Origin of the sequence: Mesorhizobium sp. M0621, assembly GCF_040320745.1 — a bacterium.
Lineage (GTDB): Bacteria > Pseudomonadota > Alphaproteobacteria > Rhizobiales > Rhizobiaceae > Mesorhizobium.
Genome location: NZ_JAMYQF010000024.1, coordinates 1 through 23,457, shown reverse-complemented (window position 1 = coordinate 23,457; position 23,457 = coordinate 1). Strand labels below are relative to the sequence as shown.

17 protein-coding genes and 1 tRNA gene are annotated in these 23,457 nt (G+C 61.9%); 8 read left to right on the top strand and 10 right to left on the bottom strand.

All coding sequences use genetic code 11. The annotated features are described in order from the left end of the window. Positions 1-1,215 (bottom strand): glycosyltransferase family protein, encoded by a 1,215-nt coding sequence (locus tag NKI38_RS17990; protein ID WP_031261200.1) that lies wholly within the window; start codon positions 1,213-1,215, stop codon positions 1-3. Between the two features lie 550 nt (positions 1,216-1,765). On the opposite strand from NKI38_RS17990, the gene NKI38_RS17985 reads away from it, so the two are divergent. Beyond that, positions 1,766-2,839 carry a cyclic nucleotide-gated potassium channel gene (locus tag NKI38_RS17985; RefSeq protein WP_352659563.1) on the top strand — a complete coding sequence of 358 codons (1,074 nt, stop codon included), beginning with the start codon at positions 1,766-1,768 and terminating at the stop codon, positions 2,837-2,839. Positions 2,840-3,081: 242 nt separating this feature from the next. Here the strand turns inward: NKI38_RS17985 and NKI38_RS17980 are convergent, their stop codons facing one another. From NKI38_RS17980 to NKI38_RS17970, 3 genes are all read right to left on the bottom strand, one after another. Beyond that, positions 3,082-4,119 carry a tyrosine-type recombinase/integrase gene (locus NKI38_RS17980; RefSeq protein WP_352659562.1) on the bottom strand — a complete coding sequence of 346 codons (1,038 nt, stop codon included), beginning with the start codon at positions 4,117-4,119 and terminating at the stop codon, positions 3,082-3,084. Between the two features lie 242 nt (positions 4,120-4,361). Further along, positions 4,362-5,462 carry a porin gene (locus NKI38_RS17975; protein WP_352659561.1) on the bottom strand — a complete coding sequence of 367 codons (1,101 nt, stop codon included), beginning with the start codon at positions 5,460-5,462 and terminating at the stop codon, positions 4,362-4,364. A gap of 149 nt (positions 5,463-5,611) precedes the next feature. Further along, positions 5,612-5,694, bottom strand: a tRNA-Ser gene (locus NKI38_RS17970). 450 nt (positions 5,695-6,144) lie between these two features. Between NKI38_RS17970 and NKI38_RS17965 the strand changes: the two genes are divergently transcribed. The 3 genes from NKI38_RS17965 to NKI38_RS17955 all read left to right on the top strand — a co-directional run bounded on the left by NKI38_RS17965 (position 6,145) and on the right by NKI38_RS17955 (position 8,728). Continuing rightward, positions 6,145-7,308 (top strand): porin, encoded by a 1,164-nt coding sequence (locus tag NKI38_RS17965; protein ID WP_352659560.1) that lies wholly within the window; start codon positions 6,145-6,147, stop codon positions 7,306-7,308. Between the two features lie 256 nt (positions 7,309-7,564). Next, positions 7,565-8,005: a hypothetical protein gene (locus NKI38_RS17960; RefSeq protein WP_352659559.1), complete on the top strand. Its 441-nt coding sequence runs from the start codon at positions 7,565-7,567 to the stop codon at positions 8,003-8,005. 303 nt (positions 8,006-8,308) lie between these two features. Further along, a complete protein-coding gene (locus NKI38_RS17955; protein ID WP_352630035.1) occupies positions 8,309-8,728 on the top strand; it encodes a hypothetical protein in 420 nt (139 codons plus the stop codon). 33 nt (positions 8,729-8,761) lie between these two features. On the opposite strand, the gene NKI38_RS17950 is transcribed toward NKI38_RS17955, so the two are convergent. From NKI38_RS17950 to NKI38_RS17940, 3 genes are read right to left on the bottom strand one after another with little or no spacing between them, the layout of a single operon-like run. After that, positions 8,762-9,649 carry an alpha/beta hydrolase gene (locus NKI38_RS17950; RefSeq protein ID WP_352659558.1) on the bottom strand — a complete coding sequence of 296 codons (888 nt, stop codon included), beginning with the start codon at positions 9,647-9,649 and terminating at the stop codon, positions 8,762-8,764. 25 nt (positions 9,650-9,674) lie between these two features. Then, positions 9,675-11,726 carry a Fe(3+)-hydroxamate ABC transporter permease FhuB gene (gene fhuB / locus NKI38_RS17945; protein ID WP_352659557.1) on the bottom strand — a complete coding sequence of 684 codons (2,052 nt, stop codon included), beginning with the start codon at positions 11,724-11,726 and terminating at the stop codon, positions 9,675-9,677. Continuing rightward, the gene (locus NKI38_RS17940; protein WP_352659556.1) at positions 11,719-12,639 is read right to left on the bottom strand and encodes an ABC transporter substrate-binding protein; all 921 of its coding nucleotides are present in this window, start codon (positions 12,637-12,639) and stop codon (positions 11,719-11,721) included. The genes fhuB and NKI38_RS17940 overlap by 8 nt, the downstream gene beginning before the upstream one ends. Positions 12,640-12,871: 232 nt before the next feature. Here NKI38_RS17940 and NKI38_RS17935 point away from each other — a divergent pair, with 232 nt between their 5' ends. Continuing rightward, the gene (locus NKI38_RS17935) at positions 12,872-15,013 is read left to right on the top strand and encodes a TonB-dependent siderophore receptor (RefSeq protein ID WP_352659555.1); all 2,142 of its coding nucleotides are present in this window, start codon (positions 12,872-12,874) and stop codon (positions 15,011-15,013) included. 450 nt (positions 15,014-15,463) lie between these two features. Then, positions 15,464-15,811 (top strand): hypothetical protein, encoded by a 348-nt coding sequence (locus tag NKI38_RS17930; RefSeq protein ID WP_352630043.1) that lies wholly within the window; start codon positions 15,464-15,466, stop codon positions 15,809-15,811. A gap of 83 nt (positions 15,812-15,894) precedes the next feature. Here the strand turns inward: NKI38_RS17930 and ggt are convergent, their stop codons facing one another. From ggt to NKI38_RS17915, 3 genes are all read right to left on the bottom strand, one after another. After that, positions 15,895-17,634: a gamma-glutamyltransferase gene (gene ggt / locus NKI38_RS17925; RefSeq protein ID WP_352659554.1), complete on the bottom strand. Its 1,740-nt coding sequence runs from the start codon at positions 17,632-17,634 to the stop codon at positions 15,895-15,897. 117 nt (positions 17,635-17,751) lie between these two features. Next, on the bottom strand, positions 17,752-19,044 hold the full coding sequence (gene rhaI, locus NKI38_RS17920; RefSeq protein ID WP_352659553.1) for an L-rhamnose catabolism isomerase: 1,293 nt from the start codon (positions 19,042-19,044) through the stop codon (positions 17,752-17,754). A 101-nt stretch (positions 19,045-19,145) separates the two neighbouring features. Continuing rightward, positions 19,146-21,248 (bottom strand): bifunctional rhamnulose-1-phosphate aldolase/short-chain dehydrogenase, encoded by a 2,103-nt coding sequence (locus NKI38_RS17915; protein WP_352659552.1) that lies wholly within the window; start codon positions 21,246-21,248, stop codon positions 19,146-19,148. 186 nt (positions 21,249-21,434) lie between these two features. Here NKI38_RS17915 and NKI38_RS17910 point away from each other — a divergent pair, with 186 nt between their 5' ends. Both NKI38_RS17910 and rhaS read left to right on the top strand, forming a co-directional pair. Continuing rightward, the gene (locus NKI38_RS17910; RefSeq protein WP_352601277.1) at positions 21,435-22,238 is read left to right on the top strand and encodes a DeoR/GlpR family DNA-binding transcription regulator; all 804 of its coding nucleotides are present in this window, start codon (positions 21,435-21,437) and stop codon (positions 22,236-22,238) included. Between the two features lie 55 nt (positions 22,239-22,293). Next, the gene (gene rhaS, locus NKI38_RS17905; RefSeq protein ID WP_352659551.1) at positions 22,294-23,289 is read left to right on the top strand and encodes a rhamnose ABC transporter substrate-binding protein; all 996 of its coding nucleotides are present in this window, start codon (positions 22,294-22,296) and stop codon (positions 23,287-23,289) included. Positions 23,290-23,457 lie beyond the last annotated feature (168 nt).

Here is a 23,457-nt window from a genome sequence, read left to right as displayed (position 1 = left end):
TCAGTTCATTCCTTCAATGACCGACAGGCGATGGCCGGGCCGCCGGTCGAGCAGTTCCGCGACGATTTCGGAAATATGAGGCAGCCCTTCCAGCGTCAGATGCGGATTGCTCTGTGACGGGCGGGGCCAGTCCGGCAGTGCCACCAGCGCATCGGCAAACCGCTGGGAGTCCTTGGCTTCTTCCGGCAAAAACATCTCGATGAGGCCGAGTTCGGCTGCGCGCCGAGCGCGGATCAGTTGTTCCTCGCGGGGCTCGACGCGCGGCACGATCAGCGCCGGCTTGTCGAAAGATAGTATCTCGCAATAGGTGTTGTAACCGCCCATCGCCACAACCGCCTTGGCGCCGGCAATCAGGTCTTCCATGCGGTTGTCGAACTCGATGATCTTGATGTACGGGATCTTGGATCCCTTCTTGATCAGCTTGTTGCGCTTGCGCGCCGGCATGTAAGGTCCAAGGACGATCAGCGCCCTGTGTTGCAATTGCGGATCCTGCTGATAGGCATCGATGACGTCGTGGATCAGTTCGGCGCCGTCGCCTCCGCCACCGGTGGTAACGAGGATATAATCGCCCTCGGGCCGGTGGCCGGGCAACTCGTTCCGTTGCAGGCTCCGTTGCAGGAAACCGACGAATCTCATCTTTGCCCTGACAACTGGCGGCACATCCAAGCCGGTCAACGGATCGTAGAAATCCGGCGGACCATAGGCCCAGATCTTGTCGTAGAACAGGCCTATCTTGCGCATCACATCCCTGCGTGCCCACTCTGCTTCGAGCAGATGCGGCGCATCCATCACCTCGCGCAGGCCAAGCACCAGCGTGGTTCCCCGCGTCTTGAGGTACGACAGCGTGTCCTCAATCTCACCGCGCAGGCCGAGCGGTTCCTTGTCGACGATGAAGATATCCGGCCGAAAGGTCTCGGCTGTGTGGCGGATGATCGACTGGCGCATCCTTAGCGTCTCATGCAGGTCGATATCCTTTTCCAGCGAGGTGTACTCGCCGTTGCGCAATTTGATGACGCTGGGGATCTTCACGAAGTCGACACGGGCGCGGTAGTCGAAGGCGCCCGCGATAGGCGCACCCGAAATGATAAGCACCTGAAGTCCCCGGAAATCCTCGACCAGCGAATGCGCGATCGTCCGGCAGCGCTGCAAGTGGCCGAGCCCGAACGTGTCGTGGCTGTACATGAGAATTCGAGCATTTTCTGCGTGCTGGGTCATTGTTGAACGTCTTTTCGAATTCTCGCCTTGAGGACCGTGACAAACCCGCAGGCTTCGGAACCCCCTGGCTGTACCGACCTGTTGTGAAACATGACGGCGCAATTTTCAATTTGTATTAGCAGAAAACCGCAGATCGCCCCGCAATCCGCGAACTCATCGACTTTGCCCTTCATCGAAGCGTCCAAGCGGTGGCCATATACCGATGTCGCTTAGGTGGGTGACAATGCGCTCGCCATTTGGGTGACATTTCGAAAAATCGCGCAAAGTTGGTCGTATATCCCTGCCGAAAGCAGGACGGCGTCGTATGGATCGGGCTCGAGTGAAGCGACGTTCCGATATTTCAGTTTTCCGTCGGAATCGGAAGCTATTACAATGTTCGGACTGTGTCATTCTCGCCGGTTGTGGCTTGTCTGTTCACGTCCGGTCACGAAGCAACCCGGGATATCTGAGTTCACCGTTGGTGATGCGCATCGCGGCGACTGCAAGCACCTTTGCACTTGCCTTGAAGGCATATTAGCTTGGGAGGGTAGCAGCTGCTCGTGGGCGTAGAATGTCACTGCCTTTCGTAAGAATTTACGCGCCGCTCAACGCGCTGCTGGCTGCGACTGGGCTTGTGGCGGTGGCTACGCTCACGACACCGGACATGTCCGGACGAGGCAGACTGGCTCTGGTTGCGGTCCTCGCGGTCATCTGGGGCGTCTATCTCCTGCAACTGGCCGAGACGCTGCTCAAGCGCCGGGCGGGAGAGGTTCGGGACAGGACGCCGGCAATCGCAATTGATGTGCTCGCGGTTTTGGTTCCGCTCGCCGCATTTCTGCTCGTCGGCATGCCCGATAGGAGCCTCTACTGTGCTGTCTGGCTGCTGAAACCGCTGCGAGACTCGACTTTCTTCCCGCTGCTGGGCAGGATTCTGACCAACGAAGCGCGCAACCTGATCGGCGTTACGACGCTCTTCGGCGTCGTTCTGTTCGGCGTCGCGCTTGCGGCCTATGTCATCGAGCGCGACGTCCAACCGGAAAAGTTCGGCAGCATCCCCCAGGCAATGTGGTGGGCGGTGGTCACGCTGTCCACCACCGGCTATGGCGACGCCATTCCGCAAAGCTTCGCCGGCCGCATCCTGGCCGGAGCGGTCATGATGAGTGGCATCGGCATCTTCGCACTCTGGGCTGGCATTCTTGCCACCGGCTTTTATCAAGAAGTCCGTCGCGAGGATTTCGTTCGCAATTGGCAATTGGTCGCCGCTGTGCCGTTGTTTCAGAAGCTCGGTCCGGCCGTGCTGGTCGAGATCGTGCGCGCGTTAAGGCCTCGCGTCATGCCGGCGGGCGCCGTGATCTGCCGCAATGGCGAGACCGGTGATCAGATGTTCTTCGTCGTGGAGGGGCGCGTCAGCGTCGCGACGCCGAACCCGGTGGAGCTTGGCCCTGGCGCCTTCTTCGGCGAGATGGCGCTGATCAGCGGCGAACCGCGCTCGGCGACCGTCAGCGCCGCAACGGCGGTCTCACTCCTGTCGCTGCACTCGGCGGATTTCCAGATGCTGTGCAGCAGCAGCCCGGAAATCGCGGAAATCATCCGCAAGACCGCGCTCGAGCGGCGCGGCGCGGCACCCAAGGGTGGACCGTACTAAGCGTTCGTCGGGAGGAGCACGCGATTCAATGCTGCCCAACTGCCTGTCGATGATGGCTGGCTGGAACGAGATGGGCGGCTCTATTACGCCGGAGAGCAATCCTTGGCTCGGCTAGAGCGCATCGTGTCTGAACGGATTCAGGCGACCCGCTTCAGGTCCTTGTTTTCATGCATGTCGTTCTCCCAAACCGAGCACACTTTTGGGCGACATGCACTAGAATGGCGTCAGATTGGAAAGCTCCGTCAAGACTTGGCACTTTTGGCGGGCTTGAGTGCTTTACCTACGGGCGCCTCGCTCCTTGTTTCCTGCGTTCTCGCCGATGAAGAAGGGCTGTCCGCCCCAGAGCATCGAGGTGTTTCCAGCACGACTACGCAGCCGTCGAGATCGTTGGTGGCCAGATGCGCGTAGCGCATGGTCATCGACAGCGTCTGATGACCGAGCCACATCTGCACGCGCCGGATGTCGATGCCGCCCTGGACAAGACGCGAGGCGCAGGTGTGGCGCAAGATGTGCGGCACCACCTGGTCGTCGGCGCCAAGGCCGACCTCGGCCTTCGCATCATTCCAGATGGCACGGAACTGGGCCTGGCTGAGTTTGGTGAATGGGCCTTTGGGTCGACGGCCTTCGGCGGGTGGCAGCTTGATGACCTCCTTGACCCGCTCGGTCATCGGAATCGTCCGGCTGCGACCGGATTTGGTGATCCAGAAACTGACGCGATGCTCCTGCATGTCGTTCCAGATCAGCCCAAGCGCCTCTCCGAGACGGCAGCCGCTATCGACCAGGAACACGGAAAGCCTGTAAGCGTCCTCGCTGCGGCTCTTGATGGCCGTGAACAGCCGTGCCTCTTCGTCCCTTTCGAGGAAACGAATCCGCCCCGCCCGCTCCTTCTGGCGGCGGAACTCGGGCAGGCTGTGGATATCTCCCATCTTATGAGCCTTGCGCAGCAGTTTGCTGAGGGCAGCCATCTTTCGATTGATGGTTGCGTTGCTGTTGCCGCGCTGGCGCAAGGTGCCGATAAGATTGTCCAGGGTACTCTGGTCAAAGGCGCTGAATCGCTCCCCAAGGAGAAGCTCATCTATCTCGCCGATGAAAGAGCTGACATTGTATTTATGCCGCCCATCATCCCATAATATGTCCCGGTACGCTAAAAATAGCTCTCCAACCCTATACGATTTTACTTCTCGAATCTTGTTGTATGTGTAGTTAAACTTCGAATTCTGAGAAGAAAACACCGCAAAATGGTCAGAGGGATATCCCTCTTGAATCGCTTCGTTCGTCATTGTGAGCCACGCCCCCCCAGTGGATAGGTCCAGCCCTAGCCGCTCGGAGACGTCCTTTCAAGAGTTTTAAGTCGGACGGTCGATTTCATCCACCCTGGGGAGGATCCCACGAAATCACCCTTCAGACTTTTTCAGCTACCGATTCCCCCTTTTCCTTCTGTCTGCCCAAACCCAGTCACGAGACAAAAACAGCCCGGGCGTTGAAGCGCCCGGGCTGGATTTCACCTGTAAGGAACCAGCCCTTAGAACGAGCGCTGGAAGCGGAGGAGACCGCCGAAGCCGTCATCGCTGGCGTGGAATTCGCTGTCGCCAAGGTTGACGTAATCAACTTCGGCCGTGACCGTGAGGCCGGGAACGATGTCGTAGGCAATGTTGGCAGCCAGCGCGAATTTCTTGCCCTCATCATACGCAAGCTGAGCATTGAACGAGGTCTTCTCGTTGAACTTGTAGGAGCCGCCGCCCCAGACCGCCCAACTGCCGTCCCACTTCTTGTAGAAGTCATGACCGCCGCTGAAGACATTGTCGTCGCCAGTGCCGTAACCGGCCATGATGAACAGCGACAGAGCGTCAGACGCGGTCACGTCCAAGCGGACCTTGCCGGAAACTTCTTCGTAGTTGCTGTCATAAGCAACGACGCCGGTGATCGCGCCCCAGCCCTGCGTGTACTTCACGCCGCCGACGACATGCGGAACGTAGCTGTCGATTGTGTCATCGCCCTCGCCTTCTTCGAGCGAGACCACGGCCGAGAAGCCGTTGCCAGCGTCGAAGTAGTACTGGACGACATTGGTATCGTACGGACCGTCAGCAACGATATCGTCGTCGATGACGTTACCGGCGTAACCGATGAAGGTCTGGAACGCCGTTTCATCCTTACCGACGCGCAGGCCACCAAGCTGGATCCAGGCGAAGTTCAGCGCGACGGCTGTGTTGCCAGCCTGCCAGCCAGTGCCGCCAAGCGCGTAGTCGCCGCTGCTGTTGGCGAAATTGAAGCGGGTCTCGGTGTAGGTCTTCAAGGTGCCGAGTTCGGTTTCCTGGCCGGTCCAGGTCCTCAGCGTGAAGCGGGCTTGCTTGTAGTAGGTGTCGTGCTCGCCGTCACCCATGTGGTCCGGAACGTTCTGGACGCCGTTGATGTCACCCACACCGATGGTGTAGCGGACATAGCCGCCGATGCGCAGGCAGGTCTCGGTGCCAGGGATGTAGAAGTAGCCAGCGCCGTAGACGTCGCAAATCTTGACGTATTCAGCGGGTTCCGGCTCGGCGACGACGACGGCGTCGGCGGCGCGCGCACCGGAAACTGCGATCAGGGCCGCAGCGGAGCCGAGGAGAAGGCTCTTAATGTTCATTTTCTGACCTCCAGTCAGAATCGAACAAAACAGCGGTGTTTCCGGAGCATTTTGGCGCCGAATCGCGCGGCGATGGCAGCGGGATATTCAGCTATCAGCCTGTTTTAATGAGGTAATTTTTGGGAAGCCCGTCTTCAAGCAGGCAGAAGTGGCGGAGAGAGCGGGGATTCGAACCCAGAGAGGCTTTTGACCCCTACTCCCTTAGCAGGGGAGCGCCTTCGACCACCTCTCCGTTGCGCCGCTGGATGAAGAAAGCGCCGGCACAATCAACAAGCGCGCGTCATTATCTGGAAAAATAAGAACGCACCGAACCGCGGCTTTCCATGGATGCGGCGGTTCTGCGGCAGTTTCCTGGCTAGCGACTCGGGGCTTGGCCACGATTCCGTCGACCGATCGCCGGATTCGGCGGCAAACAAGGGGTTGCGACGGGCCTGACGGTTAACGAGAGCTTTCTAAGTGAGGCCAAATCGTGACGTTTCTGCAACACAGGCTGGGCATAGCAGCCGAATAGCCCTTTCGCCGGTACGATCGTGGTTGAACGCCGCCGCCTCATGGGTAATGTCGGTTTCGAGGAAGCGGCGCGGTGCGCATCTTTTTCGGTAGTGGGGATGGGGCAGGGAACGCTGTCCTTCAGCAAAGAATACCCAGACCCGTTTTTTAACTTTTGACTGGAGGTCAGAAAATGAACATTAAGAGCCTTCTCCTCGGCTCCGCTGCGGCCCTGATCGCAGTTTCCGGTGCGCGCGCCGCCGACGCCGTCGTCGTCGCCGAGCCGGAACCCGCTGAATACGTCAAGATTTGCGACGTCTACGGCGCTGGCTACTTCTACATCCCCGGCACCGAAACCTGCCTGCGCATCGGCGGCTATGTCCGCTATGACATTGGCGGCGGCGATGTCGGCTCGTTCGACGGCGCTCGCAGCTTCGATCACGAAGACGGTTCCGAAAACGACACCTGGTACAAGAACGCCCGCTTCACGCTGAAGACCTGGACCGGCCAGGAAACCGAACTCGGCACCTTGAAGACCTACACCGAGACCCGCTGGAACTTCGGCAACCGCAACGGCTACGGCGCCTTCGACGACGACGGCTTTCCCATTGGCAATACTGCCGGCAACAAGGGCACCTCGCTGAACTTCGCCTGGATCCAGCTCGGTGGTCTCCGCGTCGGTAAGGACGAATCGGCCTTCGATACGTTCATCGGCTACGCCGGCAACGTCATCCAGGATACGCTCGTTCCCTACGGCGATTTCGACACCAACGTCGTCCAGTACTACTTCGACGCTGGCAACGGCTTCTCGGCCGTCCTTTCGCTCGAAGAAGGCGCGGGTGTCGTTGGCACCATCGACAGCTACGTTCCGCATGTCGTCGGCGGCGTGAAGTACACGCAGGGCTGGGGCGCCATCACCGGCGTCATTGCCTATGACAGCAACTACGAAGAAGTCGCCGGCAAGGTTCGCTTGGACGTGAACGTCAATGACGCCATACAGCTGTGGGTCATGGGCGGCTACGGCACCGACGACAACCTTGACGACCCGACCTATGCCATTCCGGCTGGCGGTCGCGGCTTCTACAAGCAGTGGGGCGGCAACTGGGCAGTGTGGGGCGGTGGCACCTACAAGTTCAACGAGAAGACCTCGTTCAACGCCCAGATCTCGTATGACGATTGGAAGAACCTCGGCGTCGCCGCGAACATCGCCTACGACATCGTTCCCGGCATGACGATCACGGCCGAAGTCGACTACCTCAATGCAGGCAAGTTCGACGACGCCGACTTCTCCAACTGGACCAATGCCGACAAGAAGAGCAGCGTCGGCGGTCTCCTCCGCTTCCAGCGCTCGTTCTAATAAATTTCGCTTCGGCGAAATTGAAAACCCGGCGGGCAACCGCCGGGTTTTTGTTTGTTCAGAAGGATTGGAAGATGGGGTACGCGGTCCTGCATCTTCCCCGCCTGCGGAATTCGAACTGCCATCTCTGACCGGCGGAGCAGTCGCAACGCTAGGGCGAAACGACTTTGCTCCCATCGGGCCGCTGGCGGATTCGATTTGCTTGGTGATCCCGCAACCTTAGGGCAAACTGCCTGTCGGGGCGCTAGGAGGAGAAATGAGAGCACGCGCAGCAACGCTTGGGGATCTGGAGGATGTCTTTCGCGGTCTGTCCAAGCGGATGTCGGATGAATACGTCGCGGCTGGCAAGGACCGCAAGATCGCCTACGACAATCTGATGATGAATTTGAAAGAAGGCCGTGCTCACGCGCTTGTCGAGGGCGACAAGGCCGTGGCGATCATCGCCTGGCATGAGAACAGCGATGCCGCCGATACGCTGTTTGCCGCACAGGAGGATTTCTTCCGCGCCGCGACCGTTCGCTTCTGCAAACGGCATATCAGGCACATCCAGGCACTCGCCGGCAACCTCCCCATCCACTCGCGCAGCTGGCTCCAGGGGCCGGATGTCGCAAGATGGTTTGGCGTCATCGGCTATGTCGAGCGCGGCCAGGAGAACGGCGCCACCCTGTTCGAGCTGCCGCCGGCTCGCATCGGCTAAGGAACCCTGGCTGGTGAAGGTCTTCATCCTGGCCGCAAACGCCGCCTCCACCTCGCCCATCGCCCGCACAAGTTCATCGATGCGGATCACCGTCTTCGGCTCCGGGCGCCTTTGCTCGGCGGCCTTCTGGACTGCCTCAGCAAGCGGCTTGCGCCGGGCGCCGATTAGCGGGATGTTATAGGAGGGCAACCGGGGGGCAAACCGGCACGCCGAGATCGATATGGCTGCTGGAAAATGTCACGAGCTTGCTTCGCCTTTCTTGCCTTTGTTGCCTTGACGAGGCCGGTAGAGGCAGGCGAGTGGATGTCTCATCTGCTTGACCGCTCCAGCCTGGCGATCGCCTATTTTCGCCAAGCGGATCTTGTGACCGCATACACGACCGCAATGGCGCGCTTTCGTCTGCAGCTCGCAGGGCGTGCCGGCGAAACCAACCTTGCGGTCCCTCTCGAACCACTGCTTTTGCGGGCGGAATTTCGTGCGCGGACATGGCGTTCGGCGGATGGCAGCCTGTTGCAAGGCTTCGCCGGCAAGGGCGGCTTCCGGCTGACTATCGGGAACTGCCTGGCGCGCATCTGCGCTGCCAGCGAATGCAGCGATGCCGGTTGGCCGGTTTACGCCTGCAGCGATGGAGGCAAGCGCAAGATGTCCGTCACGGATTTTGTGACGGCAAGCTTCGGCGGCGTCTCCTACCGTCGATTGAGCGCCTCCCCTTCACAGGAATGACGGCGCGAGGCGCCAACCACTTTGCCGCAGCGTTCAGCAAAGGGCGGCATCCTTCACCCTCATCGCAAACGCCGCCTGCACCGCACGGTTGACCGTTACCGGCAGGATCGACATGTGGTTTTCGCCGGCATGCAGTTCGAAGCTCGCGCGCACGCCCGGGAAAGCATCAAGACGCTCAGCCATTGCTCGCGCGAATTCGTCGGTGCGTGTCACCTTCTTCTGCTGCAGGCGCTTTTCCTCGTCCTCGGCACCGATCTGGAACGGCGCCAGCTTATCCGTCTCGTATTCGCCTGCCGACAGGATCACGGTCGCCGTCAGGCCTGCGGGAACGTTGGCCTCGAAGGCTTCGAGAAAGCGGTCGATGGCACGGTCTTCCCAATAGATGGCGGGGCTCGCCGCGATCCAGGTCTGGAAGGCAGAAGGCCGGGTGAACAGGGCGTAGAGCGCAAACAGGCCACCGAAGGAATGGCCGTAGAGCGCCTGGCGGCTTGTATCGACCGTGACCCGACTGGCGACCCATGGCTTCAGTTCGTCCTCGATGAAGGCAAGGAATTCCCCTGCCCCACCAGTCCGGACTTCGGGGGTGCCCTCGTAGAAGGGCGGATAGGTCTTGCCCGGCGGTGGGCCGAGATCCCATGAGCGGCGCAGCGGGTCATAGGCTCCCTCGAGGGGATAGCCTATGGCGACGATGACGCCCCAGCCGACATTGGTGCCCGTGGGATAGAAGGCCTGCGCGCGCATGGCGTCGACCGCTGTGCCGATGACGGCGTTGCCGTCGGTCATGTAGAGCACAGGCCAGCCAGCCTCGGGTACTGGCCCAGACGGCACATGCAGGAATATCCGCCAGGGATCACCACCACGTGCCGGGACAAAGTCGTGGACCGTCGTGTCGGCGATCAGGGCTGGCATCGACTTCGACATGGATATCTCCACAGGGGCAAAAAGGTCAGCGGCGGCGCAGCAGCCACATCAGCACCGGGCCGCCGATCAGCGTTGCGACGAGGCCGGCGGGAATCTGGTGCGGGAAGATGGCGGTGCGGCCGATCCAGTCGGCGGCGACCATGATAAGCGCGCCGGCGAGTACCGCGCCAATAGCCTGCGGCAGGGCACGGGAAAGGCCAAGGCGACGGCCAAGATGCGGCGCCATCAGGCCGATGAAGGTCAGCGGGCCGACGATCAGTGTCGAGGCGGCGGTGAGCGCTGCGACCATCAGCAGCACGAGAAGCCGCGTCCTCTTCAGGTTGATGCCAAGGCCTTGAACGGCGGCGGAGCCGAGCGGCAGGATGTCGAGCCAGCGTATGAAGAGAGGCGCGAACGCGAAGAGACAGACGGCAATGCCGCCCGTCAGCAGTGCTGCATCGACATCGACACCATAGGTCGAACCAGTGAGCCAGTTGAGCAGCAGCATGGCGCGAGGATCGCCGGTGGCGGTGAGCACCAGGATCAGCGCGTCGAACAAAGCCGTCAGGGCGACGCCGGCGAGTAGCAGCCGCTCCGGCGCATAGGCGGCTCGGCGGCCGATCGCCAGCGTCACCAGAAGAGCGGCGAAGGCGCCGATTGTGGCCGCCGCCGTCTGAACCGGGCGTCCGGTCTCGGAGAGCGCGAACAGCGCCACCATCAAGCCAAGCGCGGCACCGGCGCTGATGCCCAGCACCTCGGGGCTGGCCATCGGATTGCCGGTCAGCCGCTGCATCATCAGCCCGGCGAGCGCCAGCATGGCGCCGGCACTCAGCGCTGCAAGCACGCGGGGCCACCGCCACGACAGCAGGGGCCGCAGCTCGTCGCCGAAGGCGAAGGTCCAGCCATGCGGGCTCGGCCCGTAGAGCAAGGCCAGGCCGAGCAGCAAAAGCAGAGCCAAGCCGATCGCCGCCAGCAGGAAGCCGGGCCGGTTTGCGCGAGGCAGGCGCGCGGCCGTCAAGGCCGGGGTTTCCAACCCAAGCGCAAGCCGCGGCAGCAGCCAGAGAAGCAGCGGCGCGCCGAGAAGTGCGGTGATCGCTCCGGTCGGCAGCAGGTCGCCTTGCGGTCCGGTGGCGATCTGTACGGCCTGGTCGGCGGCCCACAGCAGTGCCCCGCCGATGAGCGGCGCCATCACCAGTTGCTGGCCCAGTCGGCGAGCACCGCCGATGCGCGCAAGCGTCGCTGCGGCCAGGCCGACGAAACCTATGACGCCGACAGCGGCAACGACAAAGGCGATCAGCGCGACGGCCGCCGCCAGTCCGGCGAAGCGATAGGCGCCGAGCGGCACGCCCAGACTGCGCGCACCTTCATCGTCGAGGCCAAGCAAGGTCAGTGGCCGCACCATGAGGAAGATCGCCAGCGCAGCAGTGCCGATGCGTGGCAACAGCCACAGCGTCGTCGACCAGTCCTGCTGGCCGAGCGAACCGGCGCCCCAGATGAACAGGCTGGCCAGCCATTCATGCCGCAGCACAATGAGAGCGGCACCGATGGCGCCGGCATAAAGGCTGATCACAAGCCCCGCCAGAACGACCGAAAGCGGCGACAGGTCCTTGTGCCAGGACAGAGCGAAGACGGCGGCAAGGGCCGTGAAGGCGCCCGCAAGCGCTATCCATTCACGGCCGAACGCAAGCAGGGACGGTGACAGAAGCGTCGCCAGTGCCAGCACCAGATAGGCGCCGGCCGAGACACCGACCGTTTCGGGCGAGGCGAGCGGGTTGCGCAGAACCTGTTGCAGGACGGTTCCGGCAAGCCCGAGCGCCGCGCCACACAGAAGGCTAACGGCAAGCCTGGGCAGGAAGGCGTAGTGGACGAGCACCTGCCGCATGTCGGCGATGTCGGGGGCGGCGAGCGATTGGAGCCAGAGCGCTGATGGCAGCTGCACATTGAGGTTTGAGACGGTTGCCGCCGCCGCCGCCGCGAGCAGCATCGCGCAAAGCAGGATCGCGCCTATCGGCTGGTTGCCGAGAAAGCCCCCTGGCAAGGCCCGGCTGGCCGACGCAGGCTTTCCCTCTTGAGCGATGGTCGCAGCACCGTCAACCATGGGCAGCTTCCGCGGTCATTGCCGACGCCAGGACCCGAGCAAAACGGGTGGCGGACGGAAGCGCGCCGAACATATGGACGGCGGGCAGGCGCATGATCGAGCGATTGCGCACGAAAGGCATGGCGTTCCAGACCGGACTTTCGGTCAGCGTGCCGCCGGCGCCCTCGGGCAAGGGTTCGAGATAGGCGAGGCGCGCGTCAGTCGCCGTCGCCAGCCCGTCGATGCCAACGGTCGAAAATCCCCAATAATTGGTCTCGGCCGTCCAGGCGTTGCTGAGCCCGATGCGGTCGAACACCTCCTGAAACAGACTTTTCTTGCCGTAGACGCGCACATTGCGCGGATCCATGAAGCTGACGACATAGATCGGCCGCGCCGAAAGCGGCGCCAGTTGCTGGCGGACCTCTGAAAAATAAGCGCCTGTCGCCGCGATCAGCGCCTCACCTTCGCTTTCCTTGCCGACAAGCCCGGCGAGCTGGCGGGTTGCCTCAAGGGCGCGCTGATAGGGCTGCCCGGCTTCGGTATAGAGCCCGATCGTCGTCACCGGCGCCACGCGTTCGAGCAGCGGCTTGATGCCGTCGAGATACGGCATGGACAAGATGATGTCGGGCCTGAGCTGTTGCAGCAATTCGAGATTGGGCTCGAGCAGCGTGCCGACATCGGCGATTTCAGGCGGCAGCGGCGGCTCGACCACCCATTTCTCCCAGATGTCGCGGCCGGCAATGGCGACCGGGCTGACGCCGAGCATGAGCAAGGTCTCGGCCAGCCCGTCATCCAGGCAGACGATGCGCAGCGGCTTCGCAGCGGCAGAGGGCGATGCAATTCCGGTAAAGGGCAGAACGAAAAGTCCTAGCGCGCCGCGCCGGGTGATCCGGCCGCGGAGACGTTCAGCCCTGTCGGATTCAAGGGCCGCCATCACCGCGCGGCGCCTGTGCGGAAAGCCGGCTGGGCGTGGATCTCGGGCACGGTTTTTCTCCAACACGACGCGGTTCAAAAATCCGGCTGCCGACAGCCGATGGCCGGTTGACTATGAAACATGACTTTAATAGTCAACATTGAAGATGATTAAATGAGTCAACAATTTGAAATTGGCGCAGGGCCGGTACGACCCTGCGCGTATTGCGAGCAGTGAGGGCATTGAGATGGAGTTGAGTGCAAATCGTGCGGCGCATCGGCGGGTCCAGGGCCTGGTGGTCGCATCGCTCTCGACCCTGCTTTGCACCCAGGCCCTTGCGCAGGATGCCACGACCGAACTCAACCCGATCAATGTCGAGGGACAGGCCGACAGCTCCATTGGCCCGGATGACGGCTACATCGCCAAGAATACCACCACCGGCTCGAAGACCGACACACCGCTGAAGGAAATTCCGCGGTCGATTTCGGTGGTGACCCGCAAGCAGCTCGACGACCGCCAGCCAGGGCAGCTTGAGGACGCCTTGTCCTATCTTGCCGGCGTTACCATTTCGCCATGGGGCATCGACGATCGCTTCGACCAATGCCTTATCCGTGGGTTTGACCTCTGCACGTCGGCGATCTATCGCGATGGGCTGCCGCAGAAGGTGGTCGACTTCTCCGGCTTCAAGATCGAGCCCTACGGGCTGGAGCGAATCGAGGTGCTGAAGGGACCGTCCTCGGTGCTCTACGGCGAGAACGAGGCTGGCGGCATGGTCAATGCCGTCACCAAGCAGCCGACGGACAAGCCGATCTATGACGGCTTCCTCAGCTATGGCAGCTTCAACACGGTCGAGGCAGGGTTGGATATCGGCGGCCCGATCGACGATGCCGGCGTGTGGTCCTACCGGCTGACCGGTCTGGTTCGCAACGGTGAGCTCGAAACCGACTATTCCCGCAACGACCGCATTTTCGTCGCGCCAGCGCTGAAATGGCAGCCGGATGCGCAGACCTCCCTGACCATCCTGGCCAACTACCAGTGGGACAGGCTGACCCCGATTCAGTTCCTGCCGGCGCAGTATGGCAATCTGCCGCGTAGTTTCTTCACCGGCTCGCCCGATTTCGACCGCTTCGATGCCAACCATGGTTCGATCGGCTACCAGTTCAGCCATGAGTTCGACAACCATTGGACGGTGCGGCAAAACCTGCGCTACTCGCAGCAGGACACCGACTACCGGCAGCTCTATTATGGCGAATGGCTTGGTGGCCCGGACATGATCGACGACCATACGATGTCGCGCACCCTGTTCACCGTGGATGAGACGGCAACGCTGTTCAACGTCGACAACCAGGCCGAATACGAGGCTGACTTCAGCGTGGTCGAAAACAAGCTGTTGTTCGGTCTCGATTACAGCAGACAGTCGGTCGACGGGCGGAATGGCTACGGTGAGGGTCCACCGCTGGACACCCAGAACCCGGACTACTCGATCCCGGTCACGGCACCGAGCCTAATTATTACAGATCGCAAGCAAACGATCGGCCAGGTCGGTCTCTATGCACAAAACCAGGCCAAGATCGCCGACCACTGGGTCCTGACCCTCGGCGGGCGGCAGGCCTGGATCGACAACACCAATCTCGACCGGATTGGCACGGGCAGCTACGACCAGAACGACCACGCCTTCACCGGCAATGTCGGCATCGGCTATCTCTTCGATAATGGCCTGACGCCCTACGCCAGCTATGCCGAATCCTTCACCACCAATATCGGCCCAACCCAGTCGGGAGACGCGCTGCTGCCTTCGCTGGGGAAGCAGTACGAAGTCGGCGTGAAATACGAGCCAACCTTCTTTCCCGGCTTCATCACCGCTTCGCTGTTCGACCTGCGCAAGACCAACGTGCCGACGGCAGCAGCCAATCCCGTCTACCAGGTGCAGACCGGAGAAGTCCGCCATCGTGGCTTCGAGATCGAGGCCAATGCCGATCTGGCTTTCGGCCTCAGCATGATTGCGGCCTATACCTATCTCGACGCGGAGATAACCAGCGATGCCGCCGACATCATCGGCAACCGCCCGGCCAGGGTACCGGAACACCAGGCATCGCTATGGGCCAATTACGAGGTTGGCAGCGGCGTGCTCGAAGGCCTGAGCGTCGGCGCCGGCGTGCGCTACATCGGCGCCAGCTTCGGCGACAATGCGAACACGGTCGGCGTGCCCGGCCACGCGCTTGTCGACGCGGCACTGCGCTACAAGAAGAATGGCTGGCAGGCGGCGCTCAATGTCTCCAACCTGTTCGACAAGACCTACTACTCGACTTGCTATGAGGCCGGCAGCAATCCCGACCTCAGCTGCATCTATGGCGAAGGCCGCGTCATCAAGGGCAGCCTCAGCATGAAGTTCTGATGCATGGCCCGCCCGCCTCGACTGGCGGTGATCCGGCACGCATCGAACAGCCGTCTGAAGCGCGTCGCATGAACCCGTGGCGATGCGACGCGTCCAAGGCCGCGATTGGACGCGACCCTGTTCTCCATCCGCACTGGCGGTCAAGCGATTCGGCTCGTCACGGCCCTGTGCAACTTCATCCCCGCCGAAAATCGCTGCCGCGAAGGCCAATCCATGTCCCGCATCATTTTTCCTCCACGAACGCATTCCATGATAGAGGGGTCCACGGTTCGCCTTTGGGCAGCCGTGTCCTGGGTTGCCTGAGACCAAAGACGGCCAGGGCACGAATCAAAAAGCCGGCGGCAAGCCGAGGCCTGAAGACGTCAAGGACCGGTCGAACGCATCAAGGCAACGCGGATCGGGTTGCGCTCGGCAAGGCTTGATGATTTGTTGCCGCTATACGGAGAACGAATGATGCGAGAGCCTGCCGGTCAAGACGAATACGGGTCGACGAACCCCTTCGATCCAGACGACCTGCCGACGTTGAACGCGATCGGTCCGAGCATGGGAAGCGGCAACGATTTCGAGAAATACGCCGTTGCCGTGATCATCGTGTTCGGCGCGCTGATCATTGGCGGGCTGATGGCCGCATCGATGGTCTTCGGGCACCGCAACGGCTTCCTCTTCGCGCTTGGCGGCGCCACGTCCGCCTGGATATCCGGAAACGCGCTGCTGCTCGACCGGCCGCGCATCTACGCGCTGTTCGTCGGCATTGCCGCCGTGATGCTGATTGCCTCCACCATCACACTGGTCTTGTGAGCCAGAACACACAAGATCCAGCACCGGCCTTCTAAGCCGGTGCTCAATTCCAAGGGATCGCACCAGACCTTTCAGGATTTCGCTTAGTATCCGAGCGCCTCGCCAGAGGCCGCGCGGCTGTCGATGGCGCCATTATAGCGCGCACCGCCGCCTTTCTCGATCTCCGCCAGGCTTTTGCCGCCAACCAGGATGCCCGCCGCCTGGCCCCAGGTCTGGTCACCGAGATCGAGGTGATAACCCATGCCGGCCAGCAGCTTTTCGGTATCCGGCGAGAGGCCAAACGGCTCGACATAGACCTTATCGGGCAGCCACTGATGGTGGATGCGCGGCGCGTCGATCGCCTCCTGTATGTTCATGTCGTGGTCGATGACGTTGACGATGGCTTCCAGAGTGATGGTGATGATGCGTGAGCCGCCGGGGCTGCCTATGACCATGAACGGCTTGCCATCCTTGGCCACCACGGTCGGGCTCATCGACGATAGCGGCGTCTTCTTCGGCTGGATGGCATTGGCCTCGCCCTGGACCAGACCATAGAGGTTGGGTACGCCCGGCTTCTGGGTGAAATCGTCCATCTCGTTGTTGAGCAGGATGCCGGTGCCGTCGGCGACGACGCCGGCGCCGAAGGACCCGTTCAGCGTGTAGGTGACCGCGACCGCGTTGCCGTCATTGTCGATAATCGAATAATGGGTCGTCTCCTTGCTCTCGCCAAACCCCTTGGGCATCAGATCCTGCGACACGCCAGCCCGGAACGGGTCGATCTTTTCGCGGATATCCTTGGCATAGCCCTTGTCAAGCAGCTTCGAGACCGGATTGTCGACGAAATCGGGATCGCCGAGCGCTGAATTGCGGTCGACATAGGCGTAGCGCATCGCCTCGACCATGACGTGGACCGTTTCGGCGGAACCTGCACCGAGATAGGATAAGGGATAGCCTTCCAGCACGTTCAGGATTTCGCAGATGATGACGCCGCCGGAACTCGGCGGCGGCGAAGAGGTGATCTCGTAGCCGCGATAGGTGCAGGTTATCGGCTTCAGTTCGCGGACCGCATATTGCTCGAAATCCGGCTTGGCCAGGATGCCGCCCTTGGCGCCACTCGCCTTGACGATGGCATCGGCGATGGCCCCTTTATAGAAGGCATCGGGGCCCTTTTCGGAAATGGCGGCGAGCGACGCCGCGAGGTCGGGTTGGACCAGCCGCTCGCCGATGCCGTAAGGCTTGCCGCCGGGTTTCAGGAAGATGGCGGCGGCGGCGGGGTCCTTCGCCAGCCTGTCGGCGCTGCCGGCAAACGAGGCGGCGTCGCCCTGATTGAGGATGAACCCGTCCTTGGCATAGCCGATTGCCGGCGCCATCAGATCCTGGCGGGACAATTTGCCGTATTTTTCGCGCGCCATCTCCAGACCGGCCACCGAACCCGGCACGCCGACCGCGAGATAGCCGTCGAGGCTGGCACCCTTTACCGGGTTGCCGTCCTTATCGAGATACATGGTTTTTGTCGCCGCCAGCGGCGCCCGCTCGCGGAAATCGAGAAAGGTCGATTTGCCGTCCTTGAAGCGGATGGTCATGAAGCCGCCGCCACCGATATTGCCGGCATTGGGGTAGACGACGGCGAGCGCATAGCCGACGGCAACCGCCGCATCGACGGCATTGCCGCCCTTCTTCAAGACCTCGATGCCGACTTCGGACGCCAGATGCTGGGCAGTCACCACCATGCCGTGCTCGCCCTTGGCCGGCGCCGGTGATGCAGCGAAGACGCTCGTCAACGGCGCCAGGGCGAAAGTGATCGAGAGACTAACGGCGATCAGGGTTCGACGGTTGAGAGGCATGGCGGTTCTCCGGGCGGGGGGACGCCTAGAAGAGCCTCTCGGATCAATCGAGTCCATTCACAAAATGGTCCCTCACGAAGCAAACCGGTGAGGGGCAATATCGGCTGGAAGTTCGCCTCAGACAATGCCGCCCGAACCGCCGGCGACCGCCGGCCGTTCCGCCGCGACTTTGGCCCGATAACCAGCGGCGCGGTAGGCGGCGACCGGGTCGATGGCGCCGCCCGTCTTCAATCGCGCCATGGCCAGGATCGGCTCGACATCGGTGCGATAGGCCAGTTTTAGCGTCTGCGTCGCCATCAACGCATCGTTGCTGTCCTGGTAGCCTTCGAGCGTCTTGCGGTCGACCAGCAGCGCCTGCGCATAGGCGCGCTGCACCTCGACCGCCGACAGCATCAGGCTTTCGATCGGGTCGGTGACGTTGTGGCTTTGGTCAAGCATATGGGCGGGATCAAAACCCTCGGCGCCGGAGAGTTCGGCATCGACCAGTTCGTTGAAGACAAGAAACAGCCGGTAGGGATCGATCGAACCGGCATCGAGATCGTCGTCGCCATACTTCGAATCGTTGAAATGGAAGCCGCCAAGTTTCTTGAACTGGATCAGCCGCGAGACGATCATCTCGATGTTGACGTTGGGCGCATGGTGGCCGAGGTCGACCAGGCAGAACGCCTTGTCGCCCAGTTCCCTAGCGATGATGTAGTTGGTGCCCCAGTCCTGCACAACGGTGGAATAGAAGGCCGGCTCGTACATCTTGTGCTCGCTGAACAGCTTCCAGTCGGCGGGCAGCCCGGCATAGATCTCCTTCATGGCGTCGAGATAACGCTCGAACGCCTTGGCGAAATTCACCTGACCGGGAAAATTCGAACCGTCGCCGATCCACACCGTCAGCGCCTTGGAACCCAGCGTCTTGCCGATCTCGATGCATTCGAGATTGTGCTCGACCGCTTGCCGGCGCGTGCCGGCATCGGCATGCGACAGCGAGCCGAATTTGTAGGAGAGCGTCTGGTCCTTCGCATCCGAGAAGGTGTTGGAGTTCATGGCGTCGAAGCCGAGGCCAAAACGCGAGGCCGCCTGCTTCAGCCGGTTCGGATCGGCCTTGTCCCACGGAATGTGCAGCGACACGGTCGGCGTCGCCTGCGTCAATTGTCTGATGACGGCGCAATCCTCGATCTTGTCGAAGATGTCGCGCGGCTCGCCGGCGCCGGGGAAACGGGCAAAGCGGGTGCCGCCGGTGCCGACGCCCCAGGACGGGATCGCCACGGCGAATTTTTCGACCTTGCGCAGGATCGAGTCGATGGCGATGCCGCGGCGGTCAAGGCGCTCGCCGAGCGAGGTGTAGTCGCGTTCAAGGTGGGCCTTGCGCGCGGCATTGTCCTTGTCGACGATGTCGGCGGAGATGATGGATTCGGACACTGCTGTTCCTCCCAAAATGCGTTCAGTCAGCGCCGCCCTTATCCGCCTGCCGGAACCTTCTCCCCATAGTGACGGGGAGAAGGGAAGCGCTTCGACGTAGCTCAGCGCGTAAAGCTTTGAGCGTTGCCCGCGTCGACATTGATGATGTTGCCGGTCGACTTGGCCGACATGTCGGAGGCGAAGAAATAGATCGCCTCTGCAATGTCTTCCGGGAAGACCGAACGCTTCAGCATCGAACGCGAGCGATAATGCTCCTCCAGATCGTCGGTCGACATCTTGTAGGCGGCGGCGCGCTGTTCCTTCCATTCGCCGGTCCAGATCTTCGAGCCGCGCAGCACCGCGTCCGGGTTGACGACATTGACCCTGATCTGGGCTTCCGCGCCCTCCAGCGCGAGGCAGCGGGCGAGATGAATCTCGGCGGCCTTTGCGGTGCAATAGGCGGCGGCGTTGGGCGAGGCGGCAAGGCCATTCTTGGACGCGACGAAGACGACGTTGCCGCCGATTTTCTGCACTCGAAACAGCCGGAACGCTTCCCGCGAGACCAGAAAATAACCGGTCGACAGGATGTCCATGTTCTTGTTCCACAGCGCCAGCGTCGTCTCCTCGATCGGCGCCGAGGAGGCGAGGCCGGCGTTCGACACCAGAATGTCGATGCCACCGAACTCGACCGCCGTCTCGGCGAAGGCCGAAATGACCTGCTCCTCCGAGGTGACGTTGATCAGCACCGGGCGGACGAAATCCTTGCCATAGGCCTTGGCCAGCTCGTCATTGGCGCTGGCCAGCGCTGTTTCGTCGATATCGGCCAGCACGACGCAGGCGCCTTCGCGCAGCAGCCGGTTGGCCGTCGCGCGGCCAATGCCGCCGGCGCCGCCGGTGACCAGCGCGATCTGGCCGGCAAGCGACTTCGGCTTCGGCATACGCTGCAATTTCAGATCCTCAAGCAGCCAGTATTCGATGTCGAAGGCTTCCTGCGCGGGCAGGCCGACATAGGACGAGACGGTCGAGGCGCCGCGCATGACATTGATGGCGTTGACGTAGAATTCGCCCGAAATGCGCGCCGTCGCCTTATCGCCGGCGAAAGTGAACATGCCGACGCCGGGCATCAGGTAGACGACGGCATTGGGATCGCGGATAGCGGGCGAGTCTGCATGCTTGCAGCTGTCGTAATAGGCCTGGTAGCCGACGCGATAAGCAGCCACGTCGTCGGCGAGGCGGGCAATGACGGCATCGACATCGGTTTTTGCTGGATCGAACTCGATGACCAGCGGACGGATCTTGGTGCGCAGGAAATGGTCCGGGCACGATGTGCCGAGCGCCGCCAGCGGCCGCAAATCCCTGGAATTGACGAATTCGAGCACGGCGGCGGAATCATCGAAATGACCCGTTTTGTGGCTCTTTTCCGAGATCAGGCCGCGGATTCTGGGCATCAGCTTTGCCGCGATGGCACGACGTTCGGCCGCGTCGAGCGACTTGACTATCTCACCGCCGAATATGGCGACGCCTTCGGAGCGGCGCTCGAACCACTCGATCGCCTGGTTAATCACCGAGATCGTCGTCTCGTAGCATTCCCGAGGGGTGTCGCCCCAGGTGAACAGGCCGTGGCTCTCCAGGATGACGCCCTTGGCGGCGGGATGTTCGAGGCAGAACTTCTCCAGCCACAGGCCGAGTTCGAAGCCCGGACGCTTCCATGGCAGCCAGCCGATGGCGTCGCCGAAGATCTCCTTGGTCAGCGCCTTGGAATCCTTGGCGGCGGCAATGGCGATGATGGCATCGGGATGCATGTGATCGACATAGGGTTTCGGCACGAAGGCATGCAGCGGCGTGTCGATGGAAGCCGCGCGCGGATTGAGGTTGAAGGTGCAGTGCGGCAGGAAGCCGACCATTTCGTCTTCGTGCTCAACGCCGCGATAAAGGCCTTTGAGCGCGCGTAGCTTGTCCATGTAGAGAGTGGCAAAGCCATCGAGCTTGATCGAAGCACTGTCGCCGCCCGAGCCCTTGACCCAAAGCACTTCGGCGTCCTCGCCGGTGAGCGGGTCTTTTTGCCATATCTTCGAGGACGTGTTGCCGCCGCCATAGTTGGTGACGCGCTTGTCCGAGCCAAGCACATTGGAGCGATAGACGAGCCGTTCGGGCTCGCTCATCGCTTGAGCCTTGGCCTCGTCCCACAGATTGGCGAGGCGCGCGCCGGTGCGCTTGTCGAGCATATGCAATCCTCCCGAAAGGCACGCAAACGGTGCGGCCAATTTGGCCCGAATTTCCACAGAAGCAGCCGACTTGTCAATCACAAACGATCAAGTTCGATCATATTGCACTGCACAATGAAATTATATGATCGGAAATGATTGACACTGCGCGTTTTGGGTGCCTAGATGTTCAGGCAGGGAGGAACCATGCACGAAAAAGAGCGCCACAGAATCATTCTGTCCGCCGTCCAGGAAAAGCCTGTGGTGACGGTGCAGGAGATGGTCGACCTGACGGAGTCCTCCGAGGCGACGATCCGGCGTGACATCGCGGCACTCCATGTCCAGAAGCGCCTGCGCCGTGTGCGTGGCGGCGCTGAAGCAATCTCGCCGCCGCAGTTCATTGGGCTGGCCGGCCGGCCCTTTTCCGTCAATGAAACAATCAACGCCTCGCAGAAGCGGGCAATCGCGAGTGAAGCGGTCGAGCTGTGCAAGGACGGTGAGCCGATCATCATCAATGGCGGCACCACCACCTTCCAGATGGTGCATTTCCTCACCGGCCGCCGCATGCCGATCTTCACCAATTCGTTCCCGATCGCCGAGCACCTGCTCAAGCACTCCAAAAACACCGTGATGCTGTCTGGCGGCACCATTTATCGCGAGCAGAACATCATCCTGTCGCCCTTCGACAATGACGTGACGCGCAATTTTTATGCGCGCCGCATGTTCATGGGCGCGCAAGGGCTTGGGCCGCTCGGCTTGATGGAAGGCGACCCGCTGCTGATCCAGGCGGAGCAGAAACTGATCGACCAGGCCGACGAACTGGTGGTGCTGGTCGATTCCTCGAAATTCCGCAAACGCTCCAGCCTGATCCTGTGCGGCCTGTCGCGCATCGCCACGGTCATCACCGATGACGGCATCGAGGATCGCGAAGCCAAGATGTTAGAGACCGCCGGCGTGACGCTGATCGTCGCCCGCAAGTCGGCAAAGGAAGAATCTTCACTGCAGGCCTGAGAAACCCTCACGCCCGCAGCGGTGATGGAATGCAACGCTCAAGGGAGGATATACGATGAGCTTCTTGAAGAAATTGATGGTAACGGCGGCCTTTTCAGCCGCCATGTTCGTGAATGCCGCCTACGCCGAAAACGTCAAGATCGCGCTGGTGGTGAAATCGCTCGGCAACGGCTTCTTCGATGCCGCCAACAAGGGTGCCGAAGAGGCGGCCAAGGAACTCGGCGATGTCGACATCATCTACACCGGCCCGACTAAGGCGACCGCCGAAGCGCAGATCGAAGTGGTCAATTCGCTGATCGCCCAGAAGGTCAATGCCATCGCCATTTCGGCCAATGACGCCGACGCGCTGGTGCCGGTGCTGAAGAAGGCCATGGACCGCGGCATCACCGTCATCTCCTGGGATTCGGGCGTCGCCAAGGAAGGCCGCCAGCTGCATCTCAACCCGTCCGACACCGGCCTGATCGGCGAGACCATCATCAAGCTCGCCGCCGATTACCTGCCGGAAGGCGGCGAAGTCGCCATCCTGTCGGCCTCCTCGACCGCCACCAACCAGAACGCCTGGATCGATGCGGCTAAGAAAATCCTGCCGGAGAAGTTCCCCAAGATCAAACTCGTCGCCACTGTCTATGGCGATGACGATTCGGCCAAGAGCACGGACGAGGCCAAGGGCCTGTTGAAGTCCTATCCGAACCTCAAGGCGATTATCGCGCCGACCACCGTCGGCGTCGTCGCCGCCGCCCAGGTCGTCACCGATGCTAACCTGATCGGGAAGGTCAATGTCACCGGTCTGGCGCTGCCGTCCGAGTTCAAGAAGTTCATCGACAACGGCGCCAGCCAGGCGGTTGCGCTGTGGAACCCGATCGACCTCGGTTACTCCGCCGTCTACCTCGCCCATGATCTGGCGGTGAAGAAGGAAGAGGCCAAGCCTGGTGCCACGCTGTCGATCGGCCGCGTCGGCAAAGTTACGCTCGACGACACCAACTCGGCTGCGATGGCTCCGCCCTTCCAGTTCGACAAGTCGAACATCGAGAAGTTCTCCAAGATCTATTGATCCTGGGGGCTCTTCAAACTGGCGGGGGGGGGGGGGGGGGGCGCCCCCCGCGGGGGGGGGGGGGGGGGGGGGCGCGCGGGGGGGGGGGGGGGGGCGGGGCGCCCCGCGGGGGCGCCCGACCCCCCCCGGCGGGGGGGGGGGGCCGCGCGGCGGGGGGGGGGGGGGGGG

Excerpts from the sequence above, each read along its gene's own strand:
- NKI38_RS17990 (WP_031261200.1), bottom strand. The coding sequence starts at position 1,215 with ATGACCCAGCACGCAGAAAATGCTCGAATTCTCATGTACAGCCACGAC.
- NKI38_RS17985 (WP_352659563.1), top strand. The coding sequence starts at position 1,766 with ATGTCACTGCCTTTCGTAAGAATTTACGCGCCGCTCAACGCGCTGCTG.
- NKI38_RS17980 (WP_352659562.1), bottom strand. The coding sequence starts at position 4,119 with ATGACGAACGAAGCGATTCAAGAGGGATATCCCTCTGACCATTTTGCG.
- NKI38_RS17975 (WP_352659561.1), bottom strand. The coding sequence starts at position 5,462 with ATGAACATTAAGAGCCTTCTCCTCGGCTCCGCTGCGGCCCTGATCGCA.
- NKI38_RS17965 (WP_352659560.1), top strand. The coding sequence starts at position 6,145 with ATGAACATTAAGAGCCTTCTCCTCGGCTCCGCTGCGGCCCTGATCGCA.
- NKI38_RS17960 (WP_352659559.1), top strand. The coding sequence starts at position 7,565 with ATGAGAGCACGCGCAGCAACGCTTGGGGATCTGGAGGATGTCTTTCGC.
- NKI38_RS17955 (WP_352630035.1), top strand. The coding sequence starts at position 8,309 with ATGTCTCATCTGCTTGACCGCTCCAGCCTGGCGATCGCCTATTTTCGC.
- NKI38_RS17950 (WP_352659558.1), bottom strand. The coding sequence starts at position 9,649 with ATGTCGAAGTCGATGCCAGCCCTGATCGCCGACACGACGGTCCACGAC.
- fhuB (WP_352659557.1), bottom strand. The coding sequence starts at position 11,726 with ATGGTTGACGGTGCTGCGACCATCGCTCAAGAGGGAAAGCCTGCGTCG.
- NKI38_RS17940 (WP_352659556.1), bottom strand. The coding sequence starts at position 12,639 with ATGGCGGCCCTTGAATCCGACAGGGCTGAACGTCTCCGCGGCCGGATC.
- NKI38_RS17930 (WP_352630043.1), top strand. The coding sequence starts at position 15,464 with ATGATGCGAGAGCCTGCCGGTCAAGACGAATACGGGTCGACGAACCCC.
- ggt (WP_352659554.1), bottom strand. The coding sequence starts at position 17,634 with ATGCCTCTCAACCGTCGAACCCTGATCGCCGTTAGTCTCTCGATCACT.
- NKI38_RS17915 (WP_352659552.1), bottom strand. The coding sequence starts at position 21,248 with ATGCTCGACAAGCGCACCGGCGCGCGCCTCGCCAATCTGTGGGACGAG.
- NKI38_RS17910 (WP_352601277.1), top strand. The coding sequence starts at position 21,435 with ATGCACGAAAAAGAGCGCCACAGAATCATTCTGTCCGCCGTCCAGGAA.
- rhaS (WP_352659551.1), top strand. The coding sequence starts at position 22,294 with ATGAGCTTCTTGAAGAAATTGATGGTAACGGCGGCCTTTTCAGCCGCC.